The 25,074-nt window shown below is 61.5% G+C and carries 20 protein-coding genes; 3 read left to right on the top strand and 17 right to left on the bottom strand.

Annotation, left to right across the window (positions count from 1 at the left end):
* Positions 1–16: 16 nt before the first annotated feature.
* Positions 17–2,197: a hypothetical protein gene (locus EO174_RS04675; protein WP_126942619.1), complete on the top strand. Its 2,181-nt coding sequence runs from the start codon at positions 17–19 to the stop codon at positions 2,195–2,197.
* Positions 2,198–2,432: 235 nt separating this feature from the next.
* Here EO174_RS04675 and EO174_RS04670 read toward each other — a convergent pair whose 3' ends face one another.
* The 15 genes from EO174_RS04670 to EO174_RS04600 all read right to left on the bottom strand — a co-directional run bounded on the left by EO174_RS04670 (position 2,433) and on the right by EO174_RS04600 (position 19,298).
* Positions 2,433–2,702, bottom strand: coding sequence for a hypothetical protein (locus EO174_RS04670; protein ID WP_126942617.1), 270 nt, complete (start codon positions 2,700–2,702; stop codon positions 2,433–2,435).
* A 393-nt stretch (positions 2,703–3,095) separates the two neighbouring features.
* Positions 3,096–4,037 carry an NAD-dependent epimerase/dehydratase family protein gene (locus EO174_RS04665; RefSeq protein WP_102580566.1) on the bottom strand — a complete coding sequence of 314 codons (942 nt, stop codon included), beginning with the start codon at positions 4,035–4,037 and terminating at the stop codon, positions 3,096–3,098.
* Positions 4,021–5,055, bottom strand: coding sequence for a GDP-mannose 4,6-dehydratase (gene gmd, locus EO174_RS04660; RefSeq protein WP_012439287.1), 1,035 nt, complete (start codon positions 5,053–5,055; stop codon positions 4,021–4,023). Before gmd ends, EO174_RS04665 begins: the two co-directional genes overlap by 17 nt.
* Before the next feature lie 77 nt (positions 5,056–5,132).
* Positions 5,133–5,732 (bottom strand): glycosyltransferase, encoded by a 600-nt coding sequence (locus EO174_RS04655; protein WP_206515039.1) that lies wholly within the window; start codon positions 5,730–5,732, stop codon positions 5,133–5,135.
* 35 nt (positions 5,733–5,767) lie between these two features.
* Positions 5,768–7,516 carry a glycosyltransferase gene (locus EO174_RS04650; RefSeq protein ID WP_126942730.1) on the bottom strand — a complete coding sequence of 583 codons (1,749 nt, stop codon included), beginning with the start codon at positions 7,514–7,516 and terminating at the stop codon, positions 5,768–5,770.
* Positions 7,517–7,536: 20 nt separating this feature from the next.
* Entirely contained in the window at positions 7,537–8,604 is a 1,068-nt protein-coding gene (locus EO174_RS04645; protein WP_126942614.1) for a glycosyltransferase family 4 protein, read from the bottom strand.
* 43 nt (positions 8,605–8,647) lie between these two features.
* Complete coding sequence (locus EO174_RS04640; protein ID WP_241239969.1) at positions 8,648–10,936, bottom strand: methyltransferase domain-containing protein; 2,289 nt, start codon at positions 10,934–10,936, stop codon at positions 8,648–8,650.
* A 39-nt stretch (positions 10,937–10,975) separates the two neighbouring features.
* Positions 10,976–12,262, bottom strand: a complete 1,287-nt coding sequence (locus tag EO174_RS04635; protein WP_102580569.1) for an ABC transporter ATP-binding protein — start codon at positions 12,260–12,262, stop codon at positions 10,976–10,978.
* Positions 12,259–13,044: an ABC transporter permease gene (locus EO174_RS04630; RefSeq protein ID WP_042827951.1), complete on the bottom strand. Its 786-nt coding sequence runs from the start codon at positions 13,042–13,044 to the stop codon at positions 12,259–12,261. The genes EO174_RS04635 and EO174_RS04630 overlap by 4 nt, the downstream gene beginning before the upstream one ends.
* A 92-nt stretch (positions 13,045–13,136) precedes the next feature.
* Complete coding sequence (locus EO174_RS04625) at positions 13,137–14,420, bottom strand: glycosyltransferase family 4 protein (RefSeq protein WP_241239968.1); 1,284 nt, start codon at positions 14,418–14,420, stop codon at positions 13,137–13,139.
* A gap of 92 nt (positions 14,421–14,512) precedes the next feature.
* Complete coding sequence (locus EO174_RS04620) at positions 14,513–15,712, bottom strand: cystathionine gamma-synthase (RefSeq protein WP_126942608.1); 1,200 nt, start codon at positions 15,710–15,712, stop codon at positions 14,513–14,515.
* Between the two features lie 101 nt (positions 15,713–15,813).
* Positions 15,814–17,184: a pyridoxal-phosphate dependent enzyme gene (locus EO174_RS04615; protein WP_104583283.1), complete on the bottom strand. Its 1,371-nt coding sequence runs from the start codon at positions 17,182–17,184 to the stop codon at positions 15,814–15,816.
* A gap of 279 nt (positions 17,185–17,463) precedes the next feature.
* Complete coding sequence (locus EO174_RS04610) at positions 17,464–17,682, bottom strand: YdcH family protein (protein WP_002814034.1); 219 nt, start codon at positions 17,680–17,682, stop codon at positions 17,464–17,466.
* A 345-nt stretch (positions 17,683–18,027) separates the two neighbouring features.
* Complete coding sequence (locus EO174_RS04605) at positions 18,028–18,918, bottom strand: hypothetical protein (RefSeq protein WP_115677892.1); 891 nt, start codon at positions 18,916–18,918, stop codon at positions 18,028–18,030.
* Positions 18,915–19,298, bottom strand: a complete 384-nt coding sequence (locus EO174_RS04600) for a DUF4398 domain-containing protein (RefSeq protein WP_039525328.1) — start codon at positions 19,296–19,298, stop codon at positions 18,915–18,917. Before EO174_RS04600 ends, EO174_RS04605 begins: the two co-directional genes overlap by 4 nt.
* A 98-nt stretch (positions 19,299–19,396) precedes the next feature.
* On the opposite strand from EO174_RS04600, the gene EO174_RS04595 reads away from it, so the two are divergent.
* The gene (locus tag EO174_RS04595) at positions 19,397–20,530 is read left to right on the top strand and encodes a PilT/PilU family type 4a pilus ATPase (protein WP_104583280.1); all 1,134 of its coding nucleotides are present in this window, start codon (positions 19,397–19,399) and stop codon (positions 20,528–20,530) included.
* Between the two features lie 960 nt (positions 20,531–21,490).
* Here the strand turns inward: EO174_RS04595 and maiA are convergent.
* Complete coding sequence (gene maiA, locus EO174_RS04590) at positions 21,491–22,153, bottom strand: maleylacetoacetate isomerase (protein WP_126942605.1); 663 nt, start codon at positions 22,151–22,153, stop codon at positions 21,491–21,493.
* 43 nt (positions 22,154–22,196) lie between these two features.
* Complete coding sequence (locus tag EO174_RS04585) at positions 22,197–23,255, bottom strand: fumarylacetoacetate hydrolase family protein (protein ID WP_184356804.1); 1,059 nt, start codon at positions 23,253–23,255, stop codon at positions 22,197–22,199.
* A gap of 308 nt (positions 23,256–23,563) precedes the next feature.
* On the opposite strand from EO174_RS04585, the gene EO174_RS04575 reads away from it, so the two are divergent.
* Entirely contained in the window at positions 23,564–24,952 is a 1,389-nt protein-coding gene (locus tag EO174_RS04575; protein ID WP_104649381.1) for a DEAD/DEAH box helicase, read from the top strand.
* Positions 24,953–25,074: the final 122 nt, after the last annotated feature.

Raw genomic sequence — 25,074 nt, 5'->3', positions numbered from 1 at the left:
CCAAACAAGCCATCGAATGTCCAATCCCCTAATCCGCAACGACGCTTCCCAGCGCACCATGTTGTTCATCGCTTGCTCCACAGCGATCGTCATGCTGCTTTGGCTTCCCTTCGGCTTCAACATGATGGGACATATCGAGGAATGGGATCTTCTGAACCTGTTCACTCGCCACGGCGTGTTCTACGTGGTTGGTGAGGGTGGGCCGCTTCCCAGCCACCGCATGCGGCCCCTCATGCTGTTGCCGAATGCGATCGCGTACCAACTATCGCCAAACTCCTTTTTCGCCATGCATCTGTTGCAGATGCTGGCCTTGGTGTTGAAGGGTGTTTGCGGCGGAATCCTGGGGTGGTGGCTGCTGCGCTCGCGGCTCTATGCCGTGTTGTTGGCGCTGCTGGTGGTCATTTATCCCGCAGATACAATGCAGCTGTCGTTCCGCTCCTTCCATATCAACTGGTCTGTCTTGCTGGCATTTGCCGGCGTGACAGGGATAGTGCATGCATATGGAAGTCAATTGATGGGCAAGGGCAGGGCGATCTTGGTATCGCTTGTGTCTACCGCAATGTTGGTTGTTGCCACGCTGATCTATGAAGTGGCATTGGCATACGCCATCTTGCCTCTGCTGTTGCTCTGGTGCCGATTCGGATTGGTGGAGACGGTCAGACTTCCCCTCCGTCGTTGGTATGTTTCACTGGTCTGGTGCATAGGCATATTGGCTTGTTTAGCCTACATCTACTACGTTGCCAAGACTGGCTCGACCTACCAAGGGCATCTGTTAGAGAGCCAGGCCGGTGGCATTGCCCTGCTTAAAGAGCGCGCCCTGGTGATGTTTTACACGGGCATCGGCCGAAGCGTAGTGGGCGGTTGGATCGACGCCGGAAGGATTCTCTTCGTCGAGTACCGCAGCTTCTGGTACCTGTCGGCCATTGCGTTGATGGCGTTGGCTCTGCTCCGCTACATACGCGAACCCTTTTCCGCACCAACCCCGGAAAAGCAAATCGGCGTGCGTTGGTCGCTACGGGTGCTCGTTACCGGCGTGGCATTTGCCGCCGTCGGCTATCTTCCCTTTCTTGCATCACCCGCGCATACCAGCATCAGTCAACGCACCTTCCTCTTCGCGACTCCAGGCGGAGCATTGGCCACGGTGGCTCTGGTCATGCTGTTTTCTGGAGCCCGTCGAACCCTGGCAATGTTGTTCGGCACCGTATTGATCGTACTGGGCATGGCGGCACAAATGTTCCAGTTCCATCACTACTCACAGATTTCTGATACAGAACGCAAAGTCCTCCAGGACGTGGCTGTAAGCCTGCCGGATATCGCCAACGACCGCGATCTTCTCATTCTCGACGGCTCCCACCTTATCAACAGCGTGTGGATGCTCCGGGAAAACATGATGAACGCGCTAACCTATTTGTACGGCAAGCCGATCGACGTGGTACAGATCTGCAATCAACCTGAGAACGACTGGCAACACGCAGATGAAAGAGGCCGCACCGGCCGATGCGCAGAATACCCTGACCACTGGGAGTTCAGTTCAGGCCCAGCCATTGATGGACCAGACTATAAGTCGCCGCCGCAAAGCGTTCTGTATCGCGCAGACAAGAGCAGGACGCAGATCGTGCGCATTCCCGAAGAGGGCGTTGTACCGCTAAGTGGTGCGCGTAAAGACGAGCTTTCGTTGCGCAACGACGCCGTTTCGCGGCGCTATCGCGCCATGCTCGCGCCGTCTCCCTGGCCTCTGGCTTTCGATCAGTTCCGCCACAGGGAACGGGAGGCAGGCTTTAGGTGGGATTTCGGCCGCTGGTGGAATTTGGACGTGCCTGCGCCGGGACGCGGATGGCAGGATGCCCAGTGGCAACATGAAGGACGTATGGAACATGCTTCATTCTCGTGGACCGTCGTTGAGAATCCATGGCTTCAATTCAAGCTAAAACCAACTGGCCGGGTTTATCGAGTACGGGGAAAGGTCATGTCCATCGCCCCCGGCATACACCCTGAGAAGCTCGCGATTTCAGTGAACGGCCATGTGGTCCCGGTCCGCTGGATCACTTCCAATGAGTTTTATGGAGAATTGCCCTCGTCCTTCCTGAAGGATGGCAACAACAGGGCCACCTTCCTGCTTCCGGTCGACAATCACTCTTCTGGATTCGGCATGGCGTTCGATTGGATCAAATTCGCTCCGATCGAGTCGACTGACTGACCGAACGAAATATGCGTCGCCTCAGCACAACTGGCATACGGAATTCAAAATGATTGCCATCAATCGCGACATTAAGGCTGCACTTCTAGCTTCCGTCTTATGCCTGTTACTTCCAGGCTGTACGGCAAGAGAGACCGAGTCCTCCCTGGATGCTGCTTCAACCAGGTCCGCGGTTATTTCGGCAGGTGATAGGATAGGTCCTGCTGACCTGAGGCCATTTCTGACAAATGGCTGGTCAACAGATGAACCCTTCGGAGTGTGGTCCGTCGGCGAGGATGCAGGCCTTTTGATGCGGATGGAAACGTCGGCAGACGCAGGCGCTCGACTGGTCATGCAGGCTGGTGGCCTTTGGGCTCCACGACGCCAATCCATGGATGTTGGTATTCGTGTGAATGGTGGCAACTGGCAGCACCAAACCCTCACAGCATCGGCCCCAGAGCCGCAACTGATCACTATTGCCCTGCCAAAATTGGCGGCTGGCGATGAAGTCAGGGTCGAACTGCACTTCGATCGTCCAGCCTCACCAGTCGAGCTTGGAATATCTTCGGACGCGCGCGCTCTGGGCATTTCACTCAGGTCTATGCAGCTGTTGGGCCGCACGCCCTAGCAGTCACTGGCCGCGGGCGGGCAAGCCAGCAAATGCAATCAGGCCTTACGTTACCTGACCCGTATCAGGTGCGCGCCTCTGCACGTGGTTGACAGCACGCGCCGCGGAATCATGTATCTCAGATCGACCATTGATCGCATGTCTACCAAGCAACCTACGTCACGTCATACCCAACGTGACGTAGGCTGTCCGGCTACATCAGTCACCGCACCTCAGACTTCTGCGCGCACATACGCGTAGATGGATCACGAAGCCAGCCAGCTGCCAGCATTTCGTGAGGCCGAGCTTCACTCAGCCTTCTTCGAGCATCCATTCCAGGGTTTTCCGCAACGGCGGAGACGTCCAGCTCCCGGTGAGCTCCTGCAGCAATCGATTATCGCCGCATAGCATCTTGACTTCATTGCTACGCACAAACTTCGGGTTCACAGAGACTTCCAACGAGTGGCCAGTGATCTGTGTGCACAGGTCGATCACTTCCCGAAGGGAATAAGCCGTTCCGGAGCACACATTGACTGTACGACCGATGGCATCGGCTGATTGCAACAGCTTGCCATAGGCCGATGCCACTGCCCTGACGTCACCGAAGTCACGCGATACATCCAGATTTCCTAACTCGATCCGTGGCTCTCGCCGGACAAAGTGCGAGACAATCTTGGGAATGAGGAAGTTTTCCGACTGCCCCCTACCCGTGTAGTTGAATGGTCTGACTACGGTGACAGGCAGCCGACCCTGCCAAAGCCGAACCACGTACTCCATGCTCAGCTTGCTGATGGCGTAATCGTTTGTTGGTGCCGGAGCAACCGACTCATCCAAACGCCCTTCCGAGGAGTTGCCATAAACATTGGCACTGCTGGCGATGAGGAGCCGCTCGAGAGAAATTTCAGCCTCTTCCACTGCCTGCAGCAAATGACGCGTGCCGATCAAATTTACGTTGTAGAAATCATCTGCACTCCCGTGACCGACAAACGCAAGCGCAGCCAAGTGAATGATAATGTCCGGACGGGTAGTCTTCAGCACCTCACGCAAGGCATCCTGATCGAGCAGGTTGACTTGATAATGACGGTCGACAGAGGCCAGGCCGCTAGCCCAGTCCGGTGCGGAGTGATCGGAGCCGCCAAGCCCCAGCACTTCGCAGCCTAGATTTTTCAGTTCATCAGCCACATAGCGGCCGGTGAAACCGGACGCGCCAGTGACTAGAACCCGCTTACCGTTCAGATCAGAACGAGAAGCCATGCGCGTTCCTCTTGAGATCGGCCTCGACCATCATCTGGCAGAGCTGCTCCAGCGTGGTTTCAGGCTTCCAGCCGAGGACGCGCGTTGCCTTCTCGGGATCGCCGATCAACAGATCCACTTCTGCAGGACGGTGGAATTTCGCATTGATGCGCATCACCACCTTGCCGGTAGCGACATCCACTGCAGTTTCATCTGCATCCTTGCCGCGGAATTCGACGTCGATTCCGGCCCCCTTGAAGGCCATGCTGACAAAATCACGGACGGTTTCAGTGCGATTTGTCGCCAGAACAAAGGTATCCGGCTCATCGGCCTGAAGCATGCGCCACATCCCTTCCACGTACTCGCGCGCAAAACCCCAATCGCGCTTGGCATCCAGATTGCCCAGCTCCAGGCATTCCAAGCGTCCAAGTTTGATCTTGGCCACCGAGTCAGTGATCTTGCGCGTCACAAATTCGCGGCCGCGCAGCGGGCTTTCATGATTGAACAGAATTCCGCTGGAGCCGAAGATGCCATAGCTCTCACGGTAATTGACCGTCATCCAATGCGCGTACAGCTTGGCAACGCCATAAGGGCTGCGAGGATAAAACGGCGTGCTTTCGATCTGCGGGACCGCCTGCACCTTGCCGAACATTTCTGATGTCGAGGCCTGGTAAAACCGGATGTCCTTGTTCACCTGCCGAATGGCTTCCAGCAGGTGGACCGGGCCGATGCCGGTGATGTGCGCGGTCGTCGTCGGCTGGTCGAACGATACGCCCACGAAACTTTGAGCCGCCAGATTGTAAACCTCGGTGGCGCCCGTGCTCTCAAGCATGCGGATACTCGAACCAAGGTCGGTCAGGTCGTACTCGATCAGGTGCAAATTAGGGTGATTTGCAATTCCCACCTCTTCGATCCGCCAGAAATTGACCGAACTGGTACGGCGGTATGTGCCGAACACGCGGTAGCCCTTATCCAACAACAGCTGGGCCAGGTAGGCACCGTCTTGGCCGGAAATGCCGGTAATCAACGCAGTTTTCATCATCCCTCTCTTGGTTACTTATAAGTTACGGAATCGAGCCGGGATTGAACGCGGCTCGTTCCGATGATCATTGAGTCTCAGCGCGTGGCCAAAGGCTTTCCGCCCGCACCACAAACCGTTTCCTTGCCCTGGTCCTGGCACGAAGTCAGGGGGCCATAATCGAGCGAATCCACCTTGAAGTCGCTGTACCACGCCACCGATTCCTGGACAAGGCCGAATCGCAGCGTTTTCCCGATCACTGCCTGGCTGGGCACATCTGCGACCACTTCAGCGGAGCCACCCGCCGGAATGCCCTCGGCAGGAAGCGGAGCGCGCAGGAAGTCCCGGTTCGAGACATTGCCGGAATCATCCACCAGGGAGATGGCGAGATTGACCGGCAGTGTGCCCTTTGAGTTGATGGCGACCTTGCCCGAATTGGTGACAGACACTGCAACCCGTACCAGCTCGCCGTTGTTGACCAGTACCGGCTCCGAGGCAATGGCGTAGCGTGCGCCAACCTGCTCTTGCGTCAACGGAGTCGACATGCCGCCTGCTTCGGTGGTCTGGGCAGCCTGCTGGGGTTCGGCCTTCGCTGGCTGTTCTGCCTCCGGGGCCTTCGAGCAGCCGGTGAACGCAATCACCGTCGCCAGGACGGCAACGGAGCCGAAGGAAACAGGAGATTTCATACGATTTTTCATGGATAAGGACCTGTGGTGGATGAGCACGCCGCCCATTATTGAGCGGCTTCTACTCGAATGAGAAGTCGGGCCGGTGAAAAGCCACGGCTTTTGAACCAGCAGACCGACTCCTGGACTAGATCAATCTCCAGGTAGTAGTCACCTGCGACTGCCGGAGCGCGGACTGTGAGATCGTGAACTGCAGAAGACATCGGCGCGACCGCATCGTGAATAAAATGGCGAGGTTGTTCGGCTACCGCCGTCGGTGTTTCGGCATGAATCCAGAAGTGTCCGAGATAAATGCCGAACGGCCGCAATGCGTGACCGAGCGGACTGAACCAGGAGTACTCGCTGTTGTTGGTCAATTCGACACGCAACGAGATTATGCTGGACGGCTCGGCAACCAGCACCTCCTGCTCAGCAACGGCAGCCTGCCCCTGAAAGGCCTCTTCCGGCAACGGCTCACTGTAGGGATAGGGTCCCACTGTTGCCCCAACCACACGCGCATACGAATCCAGCTCCTGATCCTTCAATGCTGCCAGGGCCGGATTAACCCAGCGATCCCCGCGCAGGCTGCTCAGCACGTCGATTCGATGCAGCTCCTCGGCAAGCGGAGAATCGATGTCGACCTTCAGGCTTGCGACCGCATCAGCCACACAGTCCTTGAAATCGGAAACAACCCGATGGCGTCTCAGCAGCCGCGCATATCCTTCCGCGGCTGCATAAGGATCAAGCGCCAGCCGTCTTGATGCATCGGAACACTCTTCGGCCCAAGCGGCATAGGTTGCAGGGTCGCGCGTCAATTGACGCAGCAACGCTGCCAGAGCGTCCGGGCATTCTGCATCCGGCGCGACTTTTTTTACCGAAGCGGGCAGCTCTGCATACCAACCGTGATCCGATACGATGACGGGGAGACCCGCCTGCATCGCTTTGCATACGACAGCCGACGCCTCGCCCATCGTTGGCTGGCGCAGGGCAATCATCAGATCCGCACGCTCAAATACCTTACTGAACTGATCGTCGTCCAGATGGCCATGATTGATCAGCTGCACGTTACGCAGGTCTGCAATACTCTCCAGCTGATCGAGTACGGCTGCTTCTACCTGACCGGCGATTTCCAACGTAATCGGCCCATTCAGTTCGGAGTCGATCGCCGACAGCGCCTGCACAATCCAATCGAAGCGACGATTCGTATGCCCACCGCCCAGCAACGCGATGGTGCGCAGATTGTCACGAATGCGATGCTGAGCGACCGTCGGGTACAACTGCGGCACCACCGTCACGGGGAGCCAGGGAAAGTCCTTGCCGATCTGATCGGCTGCATAGCGTGAGTGCACCACTACCTCAGTGGCCAGTTTGGTGGCCACGTGATGCAACGGAAAACGCACCACGTCTTCCCGATTCCAGACAGGCGATCCGCTACGAAGCGCCAGTTTGGCGCTCCTTACATCGGTGCTGGAATACCACTTTTCCAGCAGATTGAAATAGTCGCCGTTGAGAAGGCGGCCTTCTTCATTCAGAACGCCAGCAGCCATATGATGCAATACAAGGTCATGCAGATGCACGATTCCCGGCGCTGCTGCCATCAACGGAAGCATCCATCCATGGAACGCTGGATGGTTACCCATCTGGTAAACGATCGCATCCGCTCCAAGCAGCCTGTGGACGGTGTTGTTCATCCCGAGGCGAACAAGATCGGCATGTGCAATCGCATCGACCTGCAGCCCCTGATCTCGCAGTAGGTTCGACAGACCCGCCGTGTACTCTGCAATGCCTGAGCGCTCCGGAGGATGCGGCCCGACCATCGCGATGCGAAACGGCGTACTCAAAGCCGGCTCTCCACCAGATTGCTTATCACGCGATCCCAGGTAATGGAGGTACTCATGTGCTGACCAGCCTCAGCCAATGCACGAAGTTGCGCCGGTCCTTTCGCATAACAATCGAGCAGGCTCTCAGCGATCGCCTCTGGTGTAGGACTTGTGACCCAACCGCTGCCGGTGGACTCGACGATCCTGCCCACCTCACCGCTATCGTCAACCGTAATGACCGGCTTGTAGGCGGCGAAGCTTTCCAGCGTCGCAAAACCATAGTCCTCATCCACCGGCGAGTAGAAGACCGCACGGCAGTTGGCAATCAGCTCGAGCAGCTTCTCGTCTTCCACGAAACCTGCAAGCTCGACGCGATCCGTCAGGCCCAGCTCGCGGATCAGCGGTGCCAGGGAGTGGGCATACTCGCTGGCACCGGTTCCGGCGATGACCACCTTGGCATGGGGGACATGCTTCGCGGCCCGGATCAGCAGGTCGGGACGCTTCATCACCTCAAGACGACCGATACACAGCACGTAGTCGCCATAGTCTCCCGAGGTGATGAATGGCGCCAGCTTCGACGGCGGATAGAGAACCTCAGAGCCCAGACCGCTGTACTGCTGCAGACGTTCGGTAACCGTCTGAGAAATGGTATATCGAGGCTCGATCTCCGCCAGCAACTCCCGGTCGGACGCCCGCAGGGCATCACGCACCGCCGAATCCTTCGCGGTCAGGTGGGGCTGATCGAAGCGCGTACGTTCCAGGTCATAAAGCACTCGATGCTGATGCACGAGCCAAAGCGCCTTATTGGCATGCGAGGCGGCATAGGTCGGATACTTGGTGCAAATGCACAGGTCGATTTTCTGACCATTGCTTTCGTTCAAATTCAACAACCTCCATGCGAGCATGGAAGACAGAATTTCTGTTTCTGGATACCACTTATAGGGCAACTGCACCAGCTCTGCGACGACCTGGCGCTGCTTGCCCCACAGATTGATTTGCTTGACAAGCTCTTCGTTGAGCAGCTCCGCGCCGCCTCTGACAAACGGCACTTGCGCGCCAAGCACAATAACTCTCTTCACCTGCATTCCCCTTCATGATGTCCTTGCCGGTACATGGCAATCCCTGTCCTTATTTCTTCGATTTCCTGATCCGGCTACCCAACTGATCCAGCGCTGCCAGCTGCTTGTCGATGGCCACATCGGCGGGCGTTGCCACCTCATCCTCCGCAAGCACAGGCTCTGTGCGCTCCAGCCGCTGCGGCGCATGAACCACGAGAGGTCCGCCACGCTTGGTCACCTTCATGGTGACCCATCTCAAAGGTGCTGTCACACGCCATGAGCGGCTCGTATGAAGCTCTCCGATCTGGCCCTCCAGCATATCCACTGCCAACTCAAGTTCACGAATGCGGCTACGTGCGTCCTCGAGGGCCTGCAAGCGATGGGACAGATCCAGCTGCAGCTCCTTCACCCTGCGTGCGTCCGCGGCGCCGGCAGTCTCCGACCTATTGACGCGCTGAACCAGAGAAACAACTTTCGCCTGCAGTTCGTCGATGGTTGACTGCTGCTGCGTGTTGACGCGTTCCATCTCCGACATGCTGACCTGCATGCCATCGCGCTCTTCGACCAGTCGACTGAGGTCAGCGGCAAGCAGTTCCGACAGTTCACGAACGCGTTGACGCTCTTCCAGCTCGGACTCGAGCACCGAAATCTGCGAGACGAGCCTTGCATTCTCGGCCTCCCGATCCGCCAGGCCCCTGTTGAGCTGTTTCTCCCTGTCCTCGGCTTCGGCAGTGCGCCTTTCCAGATCTTTTGCCCACTCCTGCAGTTCGCTACTCACCTTTTCCAGATCGCGGTAGCGGTTATCGGCCGTCTCTGCTTCCAGCTGAAGGGTTGCAAGCTTGTCCTGGGCCTGCTGAGCACCTACCTGCAGGCGCTCAATCAAGGATGCGCGTGCCGCAAGCTCAACACGGTCATGCTCGCTCTGCGTATAGAGGGCGCCAAGGCGCGTGTTGTAGCTCAGCAACGCCTGTTGCATGTGGCTGTAAAGCGATGTCCACTCGGGCGCATGCAATGCGACCGGTTCAGAGCGCGCCAGGCACTCTTGCAGCTCTGCAAACGTCCAGCGTGCCTGGTCTCCCCCAAATGCCTGGATGAAGGCATTGCGATAACGAGGAGGAAGCGTCATGAAGTCCAAAGCCGGTTCCCGACCGGGACTGGCCGGAACAATGCGACGTTGCAGGATCTCCTTGACCGTAATCAGGAAGGACAGCAACAAGTCGCCCAGCCAGGAGCAATCGGTGGCTTCGGCAGAAATGGCGCCGTAGTCGATCAGAATGGCCTTGCCTTCCTGCGACATCAGAACATTCCAGCAACGCACGTCATTGTGATAAAGACCCGCGCGCTCGAGCATTACCAATTGCTCAAGCAATTCGGAGACTACTTTATCCGGATCGTAGGGCGAGCCGTCGTCGATCAACTCCGAAAGCAGGCGTCCGCCGGACATCTCCCTGACGAGGAACAAATCCGATGCATCGTCCAAGGCCGCAATCAGCCGTGGTACGGGATACGATGCAGGAGGATTTCTGAGAAACTCGACCTCGTTATTGAATTCCTGCCAATTGATTTCGGCGCGCCCACCGATGCCCATCGTCATCTTCTTGACGAACACCTTGTCGCCGAAATAATAGCGCCTGCTGTACTGATGCGTTCCGCGCCCATAGGCGTGCGCCTCGCCCGACCAGGAACTGAACCTGCCGACAGCCTCGCCCACGTACCAGAACTTGCTGCTGGCAAAGTACAGCGGCCTGGAAATCGAAGACAGATGGGTTGCCTGCCTCGACAACAATCTGGTGAAGGCATAATCGGTCAACAACTCCGCAGGGTCGTGCGGCAGAGAAGGCCCCCAGTACAGCGGCTCCTCACGCAATGCCAGCTCGAAGATCCCGGCGTCGGTGACCTCGGAGAGCTTGCGGCATAACCCCGCCACCCGCGCAATTCCCTGGGAATGCACCAGATGATGAAAGACACTCAGCCCCAGGACAAGGTCGTACTGGTCTGGATCAAGCCGCGCGATAACGTCTTCCACGGTGCCGTGCTCGAATGACGCAGCGAACATCGGGTGCTCCTGGGCCAACGCCTGGCACACATCGACATTGAGATCCAGAAAATCCACACCGTGGACTTGATGCCCTTCGGCCGCCAGGCTCAATGAAAAAAATCCCTGGGCGCAGCCGAGATCCAGCACCCGCAGTGGGCGACCAAGCTCTCCCTGGAGCCTTTGCGCACATTCGCGAATCAGCACAAACCTGTCTTCGCAGCCGCGCGAACTTCCCTCCGAAAGCTCGGGGTGTCCGAAAATCGGCTGATATTTCTCAGGCAGAGCGGCCACGCGCGCGCCAATATGCATTGTTTCAGTCATGACTGATGTTCTCTGATGTGATGGTAGATCCTGACGCCGTCATGACAACGCTTCTACGATTTCGAAATCGGCCTTGAGGTCCATCATCCCCCAGAATTGCATCCCTCTTGCGACGTTCAGCACGATGGCGTCGTAACGACGATCCAGCGGCGTCAATTCCACAAGCGGGTCACCACTGGAAATGCCGAGCGAGACCAGATAGTTCGCTTCATTGAGGTCGAGAGGCATGCTGAACTTGCAGACGATGACCTGTCCCGCTTTTACCGAAATCCCGGACCGCCCCTCACTGGAAAGGAAGGAGTTGGTGCCGTAGAGGAATAGACCCTCGAGGGTTTTAATCAAAAACCCGGGCACTACACTGTCAAAATCCTGATCGAAGGCGATCTTGACGTAAAATACCGTCCTGGTACCGCTCTCTACGCGAGCAGGAAACTCTTCCCCGCCGCTGACAACGACATAATCGAGTATTCGCGCACCGCCCTGCCCCCAGCGATGTTCACCGGCATTGTAGTAAGGGCGCGTATGAAAGATATCCTCATCGCCAGCGTGCATCTGGCCTGGCGCATCATCGGCCTGTGCCTGAAGCGATGCAGGCTTCTTGCCGAACAACTCGTCCAGATAAAGGTTGGAGACCTCACGCGAGGGCCCATCGGCATGCACGCTACCGTCCTTGATCAAAATGGCACGATCGCAGTGTTTGACAACATCTCCGACCGCGTGACTGACGAGGATGAGCGTCATGCCCTCGTCCTTGTAAGACTGGATGCGCTTGAAGCACTTCGCCTGAAAATACGCATCGCCCACCGACAATGCTTCGTCGACGATGAGTACATCGGGCCGAAATGCGGTGGCCACCGCAAACGCGACGCGCACCTGCATACCGCTTGAGTAGGTGCGTACCGGCTCATCGAAGTACTCTCCGATCTCGGCAAACTCCTGTATCTCGGGCAACACCTTGTCGATTTGTTCCAATGTGTAACCCATCAGCCCGGCAGAATGTCTGGCATTCTCCCTGCCACTCAGGTCCGGATTGAAACCCATGCCGAGCTCGAGAATCGCGGCGATACGGCCATGCCGGATGATGCGTCCTTCGGTAGGTTGCGAGGTACCGGTGATCAGCTTGAGCAATGTGCTCTTTCCGGCGCCATTGCGCCCCATGATCCCGATCGACTCACCCGGAGCGACCGAAAACCCGACATTCCGCAGAACCCAGTGCTCTTCTCGCGGCTTGACCTTCAACCCGAACCAGCTGGCGGCGCGTAGCCACTCGCTACCCCAGACACGATAGGACTTCCCCAGCCCCTCAACCATCAACACAGGGCTCATAGGGCATCCACCATTTCGGCACTCGCGCGGCGAAAAACGACCAACGACAGGACACACAGGACGAGGGTCGCCAGCATGAGCGGGACAAGCTCGATCCACGCCGGGGAACGCCCGTAAAGAAGTACTCCCTGATAAGCGCTGACAAGCGGGAACAGCGGATTGAGCTTGAAGAGTTCCTGGGTCTGCGCGGGAAGGATATCGATGGTGTAAACGATAGGCGTCACCCAGAACATTGCCTGCAGAACGACCGGCACGACCTGCCCGATGTCACGCACGAAGACATTGAAGACGCCGAGCAGCAATCCGATCGACATCGCGAAAGCCAATGTCAGCAGCATCAGCAGCGGCAGCCAGGCTGCCTGCGGCCCCAAAGTGTGCCCCAGAATCGCGAACACGATGATGATTGCCAGGAACAGCAGCAGGTTGTTCACCATGACGGTGCCGCCGGCAATGAGTGGGAGACATATCCGCGGGAAGGCCTGCTTCTTCATCAGATTGCCGTTATCCACGAACAATGAAACACACTTGCCAATGCATTCGGCAAACAGGGTCCAGCAAAGCGTTCCGGCCATCAGATACAGGGCGTAAGCAAACTTGTTATTGACGCCTGGCAGCTTCGCGGCCAGCACCTCGGAAAGAATCGTCGCAAAGATCAGCACCTGCATGAGCGGGTGAATGATCATCCACAATGCGCCGAGTTTGCTGCGCAGGAAGCGCAGACGCAGGTCATTCCTGATCGACGACAGGATGAAGTATCGGAAGGCCCATACGGACCGGATCATGTCCAACGTTGCTACCTCTGAAAGTGTTCACTACTTTGGTGAAGCGGGGTAACCAGATCGCTACATCACAGGGTCGACAAAACCAGTCACCGTCAGTGCGCTGACGCGACCACCTTCGCAGCCCTTGCCAGCAGGTGCTCCGCTACGCTTCGGGGAGCAAGCCTTGCGCAGATATCGGCCCTGGCTGCTTCGCCCAGCCGCCGCGCCTGTAACGGATCGTCCGCAAGCCGACGCATCGCAGCTGCGGCAGATGCGATGCGCGGCTCTGCCCAGCGCGCGCCATCCGACTCCGGATATCGGCCCGCAACCGGCACCAGGTCGTAATCTACGAGGCAGGAGTTGCTGTCCGTCATGAACTCCATGTTGCCCGACCAGCCCGTTGCAATGACCGGCTTACCGAGTGACATGCACTCGGCAAGCCCCAACCCGAAGCCTTCGGCCCGATGCAGCGATACATACACATCACAGCATCGCTGCAGCGCGCGCACATGCATCCTGTCGATCACCTCGTCCCGCAGCAGGATCCGCTTGTCAGCTGCGACCAGGCTCAGGAGTTCCGCCATCTGTTCGGGGTACATATGCCCATTGCTTGACTTCACGACCAGACGCACATCGTTGCGATCGACGGGAAACGCATGCCTGAATGCATTGACCACGGCCTGGGGATTTTTCCTGGCCACGAAGGAGTGGAAATCAAACGTGAAAAGAAAGACGAAGGCTTCCGGGTCCAGCCCGAAGTCCTGTCTCTGCAAACCGCTATCAGGCTGGTCAGAGAGCGGCAGCGGAAGTCGCATGATCGGTTTGTCGGTCACGCTGCGGAACGCATCCTCGATGAATCGTGAGGCCACCATGATCTCGTCCACCAGCGCAATGGCACTCAGCCAACTTGGCGGAATCACTTCAAGTTCCCAGAACCAGCACGCAATGACGTAATGCCCGTCCATGCGGGCCCGGCCGATCTTCTCGAACGCGGCTTGGAGGTAGTCGGGGTTGACGAAGACGACGGTGACCTGGTGCGGCATGCGCTGGTCGATGAGGCCATCCAGGCTCCGGTCGTCCCAGGAGTGCGCAAGTCCCATGTCCAGGTCATACAACGACACGGGAACGCGTGCGCTGATCAGCGCACGCGCATACATCCTTGCGCTCTCCGCCAGCCCGAATTCGCCACGGAGATAGCCGACAATGTTGATCCCCACCGATGGAATCCGGGTGACGGAGATATCAGCGTCCATCGGCAAGGAAGCGTCAGCGCCTTTCGCGCACAGCTCCCAGGCGGCGGTGCGCTGAAATCGCGTTTGAACCAAAGAGCGGGCGGACAGCGTGGAAGAAACGCGGTCGCGCCAACGCTGCGGGAAAACGCGATAGATACGCTGCAACCAGGACTGTTGGCGTACCCACGACTGCAGGCGAAGGCCGGCCAGCCCGCTCCGCCAATACGCGAACACGTCCTGTCGTTGCGGCGACGCAGTCATGAAGAACGAGACGCCTCAAGGGCACGTTCCAGATCCCCGCGCAAATCCCCCACATCCTCAACCCCCACGCTCAGCCGCACCAGCGCGTCGCTGATGCCGAGCTGGTCGCGGCGGGCCACCGGGATGGAAGCATGGGTCATGACGGCGGGATGGTTCACCAGGCTTTCCACACCGCCCAGGGATTCGGCCAGGGTGAACAGCTCGGTCTTCTCGCAGAAACGCTTGGCCGCGTCGAAGCCGCCCTTGAGGACGATCGAGACGATGCCGCCGAAGCCGGACATCTGGCGCTGGGCCAAGGCGTGCTGGGGGTGCGAGGCCAGGCCGGGGTAGATCACCTTTTCGATCGCGGGGTGGGTGTCAAGCCACTGCGCCAGCGCCAGCGCGTTGTCGCAATGCGCGCGCATGCGCAGCGGCAGGGTCTTGAGGCCGCGCAGGGCGAGGAAACTGTCGAAGGGCCCCTGCACGCCGCCGATGGAGTTCTGCAGGAAGGCCAGCTGCTCGGCCAGTTCGGCGTTGTCGCCGACCACCGCGATGCCGCCGACCATGTCCGAGTGGCCATTGAGGTACTTGGTGGCCGAGTGCACGACGATGTCGGCGCCCAGGCCGAGCGGGCGTTGCAGCATCGGCGAGGCGAAGGTGTTGTCGACCACGATCAGCAGGCCGTGCTTGCGTGCGATCGCGGCAATGGCGGCGATGTCGACCAGCTTGAGCATCGGGTTGGTCGGGGTCTCGATCCACACCATCTTGGTCTCGGGGCGGATCGCGGCTTCGAAGGCGGCCGCATCGGTCAGGTCGACGAAGCTGAAATCCAGGCCGGCGGTACGGCGACGCACGCGCTCGAACAGGCGGAAGGTGCCGCCGTACAGGTCGTCCATCGCCACCACGTGGCTGCCGGCATCCAGCAGCTCCATCACCGTGGAAGTCGCGGCCATGCCGGAGGCGAACGCGAACGCGCGCGTGCCGCCTTCCAGCGACGCGACGCAGCGCTCATAGGCAAAGCGCGTGGGGTTGTGGGTGCGCGAATATTCGAAGCCCTGATGCTCGCCCGGGCTAGACTGCGCATAGGTGGACGTCGCGTAGATCGGCGGCATCACCGCCCCGGTGCTGGGATCCGGCGACTGCCCTCCATGGATCGCCAGCGTCGCCAGCGACAGTGCGCGCTCGCCATCGTGGCTGGGTGGGGTGCGATTGGACATGGAGGTTCCCGGAAAAAGTGGCGGATTGTAGCAAGCAGGTCTGAATGGCCGGTGCCGCGCGTCTCATCCGGGCGCGCGGCGTTACCCGACCCTGCCTGCGATCACTGCACGCGGCGGCGCAGGTAGTTCAGCAGGTCGATACGGGTGATCAGGCCGAGGAACTGGTTGCCGTCCATGACGATGGCGACCTGGCCGCGGTCGAACACCGGCAGCAGCGCTTCGATCGGCGAGGCGACATCCAGGCGATCGAGCTTGCTGACCATGGCGGTGGAGATCGGGTCGCGGAAGCGCGCCTCGTCACCGTACACATGCAACAGCACGTCGCTCTCGTCGACGATGCCGACCAGCTCACCGTCATCGATGACCGGCAGCTGCGAGACGTCGTACAGCTTCATGCGCTGGTAGGCGGTGGTCAACAGGTCCTTCGGCCCGACCACCACGGTGTCGCGCTTGTTGTACGGGCGCAGGATCAGGTCGCGCAGGTCGCCGTGCTGCGGACGCTCCAGGAAGCCGTTGTCCAGCATCCAGTAGTCGTTGTACATCTTGGACAGGTACTTGTTGCCGGTATCGCAGACGAACACCAGCACGCGCTTGGGCGTGGTCTGCTCGCGGCAATACTTCAGCGCGGCGGCCAGCAGGGTGCCGGTGGACGAGCCGCCCAGGATGCCCTCCTTGGCCAGCAGCTCGCGCGCGGTGTGGAAGCTTTCCGCGTCGGTGATCGAATAGGCCTTCTTGACCCGCGAGAAGTCGGAGATATCCGGCAGGAAGTCCTCGCCGATGCCTTCGACCAGCCAGCTGCCGGATTTCTCGCTGACCGTGCCCTCTTCGATGTACTGGGTCAGGATGGAGCCGACCGGGTCGGCCAGTACCAGCTCGGTCTGCGGCGATGCGGTGGCGAACGCGCGCGACAGACCGGTCATGGTGCCGGAACTGCCGCAGCCGAACACGATCGCGTCCAGCTTGCCGTCCATCTGCGCCAGGATTTCCGGGCCGGTGCCGAATTCGTGCGCGGCCGGGTTGTCCGGGTTGCCGAACTGGTTGATGAAGTAGGCGCCCGGGGTCTCGGCGGCGATCTTGGCGGCTAGGTCCTGGTAGTACTCCGGGTGGCCCTTGGCCACGTCCGACCGGGTCAGCACCACCTGGGCGCCCATGGCCTTGAGGTTGAAGATCTTCTCGCGGCTCATCTTGTCCGGCACCACCAGAATCAGCGTGTAGCCCTTCTGCTGGGCGACCAGTGCCAGACCCAGGCCGGTGTTGCCGGCAGTGCCTTCGACCAGGGTCGCACCAGGGCTGAGGTCGCCGCGCTGTTCGGCCGCTTCGATCATCGACAGGCCGATGCGGTCCTTGATCGATCCGCCGGGGTTGGCCGCCTCCAGCTTGAGGAACAGCTCGCAGACGCCGGTGTCCAGGTGCTGTGCCTTGACGATCGGCGTGTTGCCGATCAGTTCGAGTACGGAGGAATGGATCGCCATCGGAATATCGTCACTGCGTCGCGCGGGGCTTGGCCGCCCATTATCCGACGAACCGCTGGGGAATGCTCATTCAGACTGGAACCGATCGCGCCGGCCGGTGAACGGGCGGGCCAACGCGCGCTGCCATGACCTGACTGTCCGGCCGCGGGGCGGGCGTTGGCGCCATCTTGCCCGCCGCGTGACCCACGGATTGCGCATAGAAAGACGCGGACGGTGGCAAGCCGACGAGGAGGCCGCCACCGCCCGCGACGGTGAACTTGTTCTAACGGTGGGGAAGGATCAGTGGGTGAGCTGGTCGTACATCCGGGTGAGCTTCTCTTTCGCCTGCAACTTCTCGCGCTTCATCTGGCCCAAGGTCACGTCGTCGATGGGGAGCACCCCGAGTTCGGCATCCATGCATTTCTTGTTCAAGAGCTTGTGGCGTTGGTACAGCTGCTTGAACTCGGGATCGGACTTGACCAATGCGTCAATTTCGGTCTGCGGTTGCCCTTCGAACATGGCGTTACCTCCTTCACTTGAAACACTTAAAACAAGAACGCCCCGGCCGCGGGCGGCACGGGGCGCTGCTTGGGGATGGAAGACTCACGGATCACAATGGCAGGCGCACTGGCGGAACCCACACGCTGCCCGCCGAATTGCGTTGATGCGTGCCCTTGCGTCACTGGCCCGGCCCTCCGTACGTCCAGGCAGCGGAGTGCTGCCCGGGAGTACGACCCTACGCCGGTCGCGGAGGGGGTTCAAGGCCGGAACGGCCGCTTTTGCCGTTCCCTGTGCCAATCAGTGACCGCGGTTCAACCAGGCGTCATGCCCGGGTTAAAAGACCTTAACTTCCAACCACTTGCATCACGGCGAGACAACGACCTCGGCAGCGCGCGTCTTGCTGGCGGCGGCCTTGGTGCCATTGACCTGCAGACGCGCACTGGCCACGCCGGCAGCCACCAACGCGTCGCGCAGCGCTTCGGCCCGCTTCTTGGCCGTGGCCGCATCGCTGTCGTAGCCGACGATGCTGACCCGGCCCTTCTTGCCGATGTTCAGGTATTCGGCCAGCGCCTTGGCCTGCCCTGCGGCATCGCCGGACAGCGCCGCCTTGCCACCAAACGCGCCACTGCCCAGCGAAAACACTTCGCCGCGGCTGTCGAACCTGGCGGATGGCAACTTGGCCCCGGCCACCAGCTCGGCTTCTTCGTGCGCCAGTTGCACGGCCTTTTGCTGGGCCGCATTGAGCTTGGCGGTCTGCTTGCCGGCCACGCTGGTCAGCGCCAGCTCGGCGTCCTGGCGGGCCAGGGTCTCCTGCTCGGCCGCCTGCCGCATGCGCTCGGCCTCCTCGGCCTGGATCTGCGCCTGCACGCGCAGACGCTCGGCCTCCTGCCGCGCACGCGAGGCGTCACGGCGGCTGGCTTCGATCAGCAGGTCGTTGCGGGTGCCCTCCAGCCGATCCAGTTCGCGCCGCGCCAGCGCAGTGCGGGCGGTGAGTTCGGCGATTTCGACCCGGCGGTCGGCCAGGAACACCAGTTCGTCGCGGTCGCGGCGCTTGGCCTCGGCCAGCGCCGCCACGCTTTGCTGCGCCTGCAGCCGCTCGTAGCGGGCCAGGTCGTTGGTCTGCGGGTCGTTCTGCAGCGCGGCCAGGCGCCGGTTGAGCGCATCGGCCTGCGGGTCGTCCTTGGCGGCCATCGCCAGCGGTGGCAGCGTGGCCAGGCTCAGCACACCAAGATAGAGAAGCGGACGCAGTTTCATCGGCCGGCCTCCCCGGTGTTGAGGCTGTTCTGCAGCTGCGCCACTTCCTTGCGGCGCTGTTCCAGCTGGGCGGTGACCACCGCCTCTTCGCTGCGCGCCTTGGCCAGGTCGGCGTCGGCCGCTGCGCGCAAGGCGATCTGCGGCACCTGCTTGCGCTGGCGTTTGTCCAGTTGCGCCTGCTGGGCCTGCATCAGTTCCTGGCGGGCCAGGTTGACCAGGTCGGGGGCGTATTGGTCGGCATCGGCCTGGGTGGCGCGTTGCACGGCCTGTTCGGCGGCGGTGAGCTCCGGTGCCACCTGGGCAGCAGCAGGAGAGGAAAGAACCATGAAACAGGCGATGCCATACAGGGATCGCCGCAAGTATGCGAAGCTAGCCGTCATTAGGGGAGCCGTAGCGAGAAGTCTCGAGCACGGCCATTGTCGGAAGCCTGCGGCGTACTTGCAACGAGACGCTGCTGTTTGTTGGGGAACCATTGCGCATGGATATCGGCTACTTCCTGAAGCTGATGACCGAGAAGAATGCCTCGGACATGTTCTTGACCACCGGCGCGCCGGTGTACATCAAGATCGAAGGCAAGCTCTACCCGCTCGGCAATACGGGGTTGCCGCCGGGAATGGTCAAGAAAATCGCCTACTCGCTGATGGACGAAGGCCAGGTGCCGCAGTTCGAGCGCGAGCTGGAACTCAACATGGCCATCGCCCTGCAGGACGCCGGCCGCTTCCGCGTGAACGTGTTCAAGCAGCGTGGCGAGGTGGGCATGGTGATCCGCGCCATCCGCAGCCGGATTCCCAGCATCGAAGAGCTGAACCTGCCGCAGGTGCTCAAGGACGTCATCATGACCCCGCGCGGGCTGGTGCTGGTGGTCGGCTCGACCGGCTCGGGCAAGTCGACCTCGCTGGCCTCGATGATCGACCACCGCAACAGCACCACCACCGGGCACATCCTCACCATCGAGGACCCGATCGAATATCTGCACAAGCACAAGATGTCGATCGTGAACCAGCGCGAGGTGGGCCTGGACACGCATGCCTTCCAGAGTGCGCTGAAGAACGCGATGCGCGAGGCGCCGGACGTGATCCTGATCGGCGAGATCCTGGACGCCGAGACCATGGAGGCGGCGATCGCCTTCGCCGAGACCGGCCACCTGTGCCTGGCGACGCTGCACTCCAACAATGCCGACCAGACCATCGAGCGCATCCTCAATTTCTTTCCCGAGAGCGCGCACAAGAACGTGCTGATGAACCTGGCGCTGAATCTGCGCGCCGTGGTGTCGCTGCGCCTGGTCAAGGGCGTGGACGGACGCCGCCGGCCGGCGACCGAGGTACTGCTCAACACGCCGATGATCCGCGACCTGCTGCGCCGCGGCCAGGTGCACGAGGTCAAGCAGGCGATGGAAGAATCGCTGGAAGAAGGCATGCAGACCTTCGACCAGTGCCTGTTCCGCATGGTCAAGTCAGGCGAAATCGAGCAGGAGGAAGCGCTACGCGCGGCCGACTCGCGCGACGGGCTGGCGCTGAAGTTCCGCCTGTCCGAGGGCGGCTCCGGCGAGCACGACCCGTATGCGGACTACGAAACGGCAGCGGCACCGAAGATCAGCCACGGCTTTATCTGATGGATTCGGTAGCGAAACGCGGCATGCGGCAGCACTGATGGATCACGGCTGCCGGCGCTGGGTTTTCCGGCGTGCTGGCGCTGCCGCAGGCACCCTCATCCGGCGCTGCGCGCCACCTTCTCCCGCCCGCGGGAGAAGGAGAAAGACGTCGGTAACACCGGAACGTCACCCAAGGGCTCAGGGCGGGCACCATCGCGGTCGGCGGCACCTTTTCCAGCGCTGCTGCCTTCTCCAGGCACATCACCCGCTCGAAAGCACATCACCTGCCTTCTCTAGAGCGTCACCTGTTCCAAAGCACGTCATCCGGCTTCTCCAGAGCGCCTCACCTGCTCCGAGGCACGTCATCCGGCTTGTCCAAAGCGCCTCACCTGCTCCAAAGCACATTATCCGGCTTGTCCAGAGCGCCTCACCTACTTCGAAGCACATCATCCGGCTTCTCCAGAGCGCCTCACCTGCTCCGAAGCACGTCATCCGCTTCTGCAGAGCGCATCCTGCGTTTCTCCAAGGCCCCCACTCCGCACTCTCCGAAGCACCTGGACCGGCGTTGCGAGCCTCTCCTCTCAATTGATGGCGACACCAGGATCGGCGGTCGCCCAAAACGGCGCGTCATTCGCCCGGAATGCCTGGCCGGAAGCTGACGCGTCGGCTCCCCGGCAGACCCTTCTCCCGCGCGGCGGGAGAAGGTGCCCGCAGGGCGGATGAGGGCCTTGATGTGCCAGCGGCGAGCCAGTTCCTGGGAGTACCTGGCCGGCCGCCAGCGTGTCGGTGTCCCGGCATACCCTTCTCCCGCGCTGCGGGAGAAGGTGCCCGCAGGGCGGATGAGGGCCCTGATGCGCCAGCGGCGAGCCAGTTCCCGGGAGTAGCTGGCCGGAAACTAGCGCGTCGGTTTCCCGACATGCCCTTCTCCCGCGCGGCGGGAGAAGGTGCCCGCAGGGCGGATGAGGGCTTGATACCCTGCCCTCACGCCACCGCATCCACCTGCATTTCCGGCCGTGCCGCATCGAAGGCCGGCAGCGCCAGGCAGGCCTGCTCGATGCGTTGCAAGGTCGGATACGGCGCCAGATCGACCTCGAAGCGATGCGCGTTGTACAGCTGCGGAATCAACACGCAATCGGCCAGGCCTGGCGTATCGCCATGGCAGAAGCGCCCGGTGTGCGCATCCCGCGCCAGTTGCATTTCCAGCGCGGCGAACCCGCGCTGCATCCAGTGCCGGGTCCAGTGCTGACGTTGCGCGACGTCCAGCGCGAACGCGCGCTCCAGCAGCTGGGTGACACGCAGATTGTTGAGCGGATGCACATCGCAGGCGATGAGCTGCGCCAGGGCGCGCACGCGGGCGCGCTCGGCCGGCGCAGCCGGCAGCAGGGCCGTGGTGTCCGCGAACGCCTCTTCCAGATATTCCAGGATCGCCAGCGACTGCGCGATCACCACGCCGCCGTGGCGCAGCGTCGGCACCAGTTCCTGCGGGTTGAGCTGCGCATAGGCCGGCGCGTGTTGCTCGCCACCATCGCGCACCAGATGCACCGGATGCGCGAGGTAGGCCAGCGCCTTCAGCTGCAGGCCGATGCGCACGCGGTACGCGGCGCTGGAGCGCCAGTACGAGAACAATTCCAGTGGCGCACTCATGCCCGGCCCCGCATGCGCTGTTGTGCGTGCACACGCGCCGATGTCATGGCAGCGACTGACGTTCGACGCGTTGTTCGATCGCACCGAAGATGCTGGCGCCATCGGCGGCGACCATCTCGATCCGCACCACGTCGCCGAAGGACAGGAACGGCGTGCGCGGTGCACCATCGCGCAGGGTTTCCACCACGCGCTGTTCGGCAAAGCACGAGGCGCCCAGCGTGGTGTCCTGATTGGCGATGGTGCCGGAGCCGACGATGGTGCCGGCCGACAGCGGCCGGGTCCTGGCGGCGTGGGCGATCAGCTGGGCGAAGTCGAACTGCATGTCGTTGCCGGCTTCCGGCGCGCCGAACCAGGCGCCATTGACGTGGGTGACCAGCGGCAGGTGCACCTTGTTGTCGCGCCAGGCCTCGTCCAGCTCATCGACGGTGACGAACACCGGCGACAGCGCCGAGCGCGGCTTGGATTGCAGAAAGCCAAAGCCCTTGGCGAGCTCGGCCGGAATCAGGTTGCGCAGCGACACGTCGTTGACCAGGCCGACCAGCTGGATATGCGCGGCGGCCTGCTCGGGCGAGGCGCCCATTGGCACATCGTCGGTGATCACCACGATTTCGGCCTCTAGGTCGATGCCGTGGTCTTCGCTGATCACCTTGATCGCATCGCGCGGGCCGTAGAACCCGGCGCTGGTGGCCTGGTACATCAGCGGGTCGGTGTAGAAGCTCTCCGGCACCTCGGCATTGCGCGCGCGGCGCACGCGCTCCACGTGCGGCAGGTAGGCGCTGCCATCGACGAATTCGTAGGCGCGCGGCAACGGTGCGGCCAGCGCCTGCAGATCCAGGTCGAACACGCCATCGGCGCTGCCCTCGTTGAGCGAGGCCGACAAGGCATTCAGGCGCGGCGCGACATTGCTCCAGTCTTCCAGCGCGCGTTGCAGCGTGGGCGCGATGCCGGTGGCGCGAACCGCGGTGCGCAGGTCGCGCGCGACCACGATCAGGCTGCCATCGCGGCCGCCTTCCTTCAGGGAACCTAGCTTCATGACCGTCCAATGCTGTGGCTGATCGGTCGATTGTACGGCCTGCCACAAGGGTGGTTGCACCTGAAACAACTGACCCGTAGCCCAACCGGGGAACGGGCCTTTTGTGCAGCGCGCCAAACGCGCGTACACTGGCCCGGTCTGCATGCGGCCGTCCGTTTCCCTTAGGGACAGCCGGCGAGGCCAGGATCGATCGATCCGCTCGCCCGCCCCACCCGACGCCTTTCGTGGTGCCGACAAACCCATCGTTCCTTGATTGGGTTGTTCCACCATCTCGCAGCGCGGTTCACGGGAACGCTCCGAGCCTCACCTTTTTGCATCTGCAATGCGTTTGCGCTCCGGGCCTGTCCTGGTGGCGACGCTTTACTTGGAGCTTCCTGATGTCTTTTGAATCCCTGGGCCTGGCGCCCTTCCTGCTGCGCGCGTTGGCCGAGCAGGGCTACGAAACCCCCACTGCGATCCAGCAGCAGGCGATCCCGCTGGTGCTGGCAGGCCACGACCTGCTGGCCGGCGCACAGACCGGTACCGGCAAGACCGCCGCGTTCGGCCTGCCGCTGCTGCAGCACCTGGGCACCTCGCCACAGCCGGTCAACGGCCCGCGCAAGCCGCGCGCGCTGATCCTGACCCCCACCCGCGAGCTGGCCACCCAGGTGCACGACAGCCTGCGCGGCTACAGCAAGTACCTGCGCATCCCGAGCGCGGTGATCTACGGCGGCGTGGGCATGGGCAACCAGCTGGACACGCTGCGTCGTGGCGTGGACCTGCTGATCGCCTGCCCGGGCCGGCTGATCGACCATATCGAGCGGCGCAGCGTGGACCTGTCCGGCATCGAAGTGCTGATCCTGGACGAAGCCGATCGCATGCTCGACATGGGCTTTTTGCCCTCGATCAAGCGCATCCTGACCAAGCTGCCGCGCCAGGACCGCCAGACCCTGCTGTTCTCGGCCACCTTCGAAGAGAACATCAAGCAGCTGGCGCTGGAGTTCATGCGCAACCCGATGCAGATCCAGGTCACCCCGAGCAACACCGTGGCCGAGAGCATCACCCACCGCGTGCACCCGGTCGATGGCGCGCGCAAGCGCGACCTGCTGCTGCACCTGCTGGCGCAGGACAGCCGCGAGCAGACCCTGGTGTTCGCCCGCACCAAGCATGGCAGCGACAAGCTGGCGCTGTTCCTGGAGAAGTCCGGCATCAAGACCGCGGCGATCCACGGCAACAAGAGCCAGGGCCAGCGCATGCGTGCGCTGAGCGACTTCAAGGCCGGCCGCGTGACCGTGCTGGTGGCCACCGATATCGCCGCGCGCGGCATCGACATCGACCAGCTGCCCAAGGTCATCAACTACGACCTTCCGATGGTGGCCGAGGATTATGTGCACCGCATCGGCCGCACCGGCCGTAACGGCTCCACCGGCGAGGCGATCTCGCTGGTGGCGCAGGACGAAGCCAAGCTGCTGCGCCAGATCGTGCGCATGCTGGGCCGCGATGTGGAAATCCGCGACGTGCCGGGCTACGAGCCGCAGACCCCGATCCGTTGGGGCAATAGCGCGCCGGGGCGTGCCGAGCAGCCGGGTGGCGATCGCGCGCCGCGCAAGAGCCACGCGCGTCGTCCGCATGGCGATGCACCGCGTCAGGCGCATGCGCATGCCGGCCCGAAGAAGCCCGGTGGCCAGCGCAGCAGCGGTCCGCGTCAGGCCGGTGTTGCTGCCGGTGCCGGCGCAGGCCGTCGCGATGGCGGCCGTGGCGGTCAGCGTCCGGGCGGCACGCGCTGAAAATCCCGTGCGCCGGCACGACCGGCGCCCAGGTCTGCGTTGCACTGAAAAAGCCGCCCCTCGGGGCGGCTTTTTTTGTGGGCACGGCGCAGGCGATGCGGTGCGAACAGGACTGCGCGTAG

It is taken from the genome of Xanthomonas sp. BRIP62418, from assembly GCF_003993495.1.
Classification (GTDB): Bacteria; Pseudomonadota; Gammaproteobacteria; order Xanthomonadales; family Xanthomonadaceae; genus Xanthomonas; species Xanthomonas euroxanthea.
The sequence above is the reverse complement of the archived record's forward strand: the minus strand, read 5'-3'. Positions and strand labels throughout refer to the sequence as shown.

What these genes read in the sequence shown, in the direction of transcription:
- EO174_RS04675 (WP_126942619.1), top strand. Translation starts at nt 17, where the DNA reads ATGTCCAATCCCCTAATCCGCAACGACGCTTCCCAGCGCACCATGTTG.
- EO174_RS04665 (WP_102580566.1), bottom strand. Translation starts at nt 4,037, where the DNA reads ATGGCTTCTCGTTCTGATCTGAACGGTAAGCGGGTTCTAGTCACTGGC.
- gmd (WP_012439287.1), bottom strand. Translation starts at nt 5,055, where the DNA reads ATGAAAACTGCGTTGATTACCGGCATTTCCGGCCAAGACGGTGCCTAC.
- EO174_RS04655 (WP_206515039.1), bottom strand. Translation starts at nt 5,732, where the DNA reads ATGAAAAATCGTATGAAATCTCCTGTTTCCTTCGGCTCCGTTGCCGTC.
- EO174_RS04650 (WP_126942730.1), bottom strand. Translation starts at nt 7,516, where the DNA reads ATGGTCGGGCCGCATCCTCCGGAGCGCTCAGGCATTGCAGAGTACACG.
- EO174_RS04645 (WP_126942614.1), bottom strand. Translation starts at nt 8,604, where the DNA reads ATGCAGGTGAAGAGAGTTATTGTGCTTGGCGCGCAAGTGCCGTTTGTC.
- EO174_RS04640 (WP_241239969.1), bottom strand. Translation starts at nt 10,936, where the DNA reads ATGACTGAAACAATGCATATTGGCGCGCGCGTGGCCGCTCTGCCTGAG.
- EO174_RS04635 (WP_102580569.1), bottom strand. Translation starts at nt 12,262, where the DNA reads ATGAGCCCTGTGTTGATGGTTGAGGGGCTGGGGAAGTCCTATCGTGTC.
- EO174_RS04630 (WP_042827951.1), bottom strand. Translation starts at nt 13,044, where the DNA reads ATGATCCGGTCCGTATGGGCCTTCCGATACTTCATCCTGTCGTCGATC.
- EO174_RS04620 (WP_126942608.1), bottom strand. Translation starts at nt 15,712, where the DNA reads ATGTCCAATCGCACCCCACCCAGCCACGATGGCGAGCGCGCACTGTCG.
- EO174_RS04615 (WP_104583283.1), bottom strand. Translation starts at nt 17,184, where the DNA reads ATGGCGATCCATTCCTCCGTACTCGAACTGATCGGCAACACGCCGATC.
- EO174_RS04610 (WP_002814034.1), bottom strand. Translation starts at nt 17,682, where the DNA reads ATGTTCGAAGGGCAACCGCAGACCGAAATTGACGCATTGGTCAAGTCC.
- EO174_RS04605 (WP_115677892.1), bottom strand. Translation starts at nt 18,918, where the DNA reads ATGAAACTGCGTCCGCTTCTCTATCTTGGTGTGCTGAGCCTGGCCACG.
- EO174_RS04600 (WP_039525328.1), bottom strand. Translation starts at nt 19,298, where the DNA reads ATGACGGCTAGCTTCGCATACTTGCGGCGATCCCTGTATGGCATCGCC.
- EO174_RS04595 (WP_104583280.1), top strand. Translation starts at nt 19,397, where the DNA reads ATGGATATCGGCTACTTCCTGAAGCTGATGACCGAGAAGAATGCCTCG.
- maiA (WP_126942605.1), bottom strand. Translation starts at nt 22,153, where the DNA reads ATGAGTGCGCCACTGGAATTGTTCTCGTACTGGCGCTCCAGCGCCGCG.
- EO174_RS04575 (WP_104649381.1), top strand. Translation starts at nt 23,564, where the DNA reads ATGTCTTTTGAATCCCTGGGCCTGGCGCCCTTCCTGCTGCGCGCGTTG.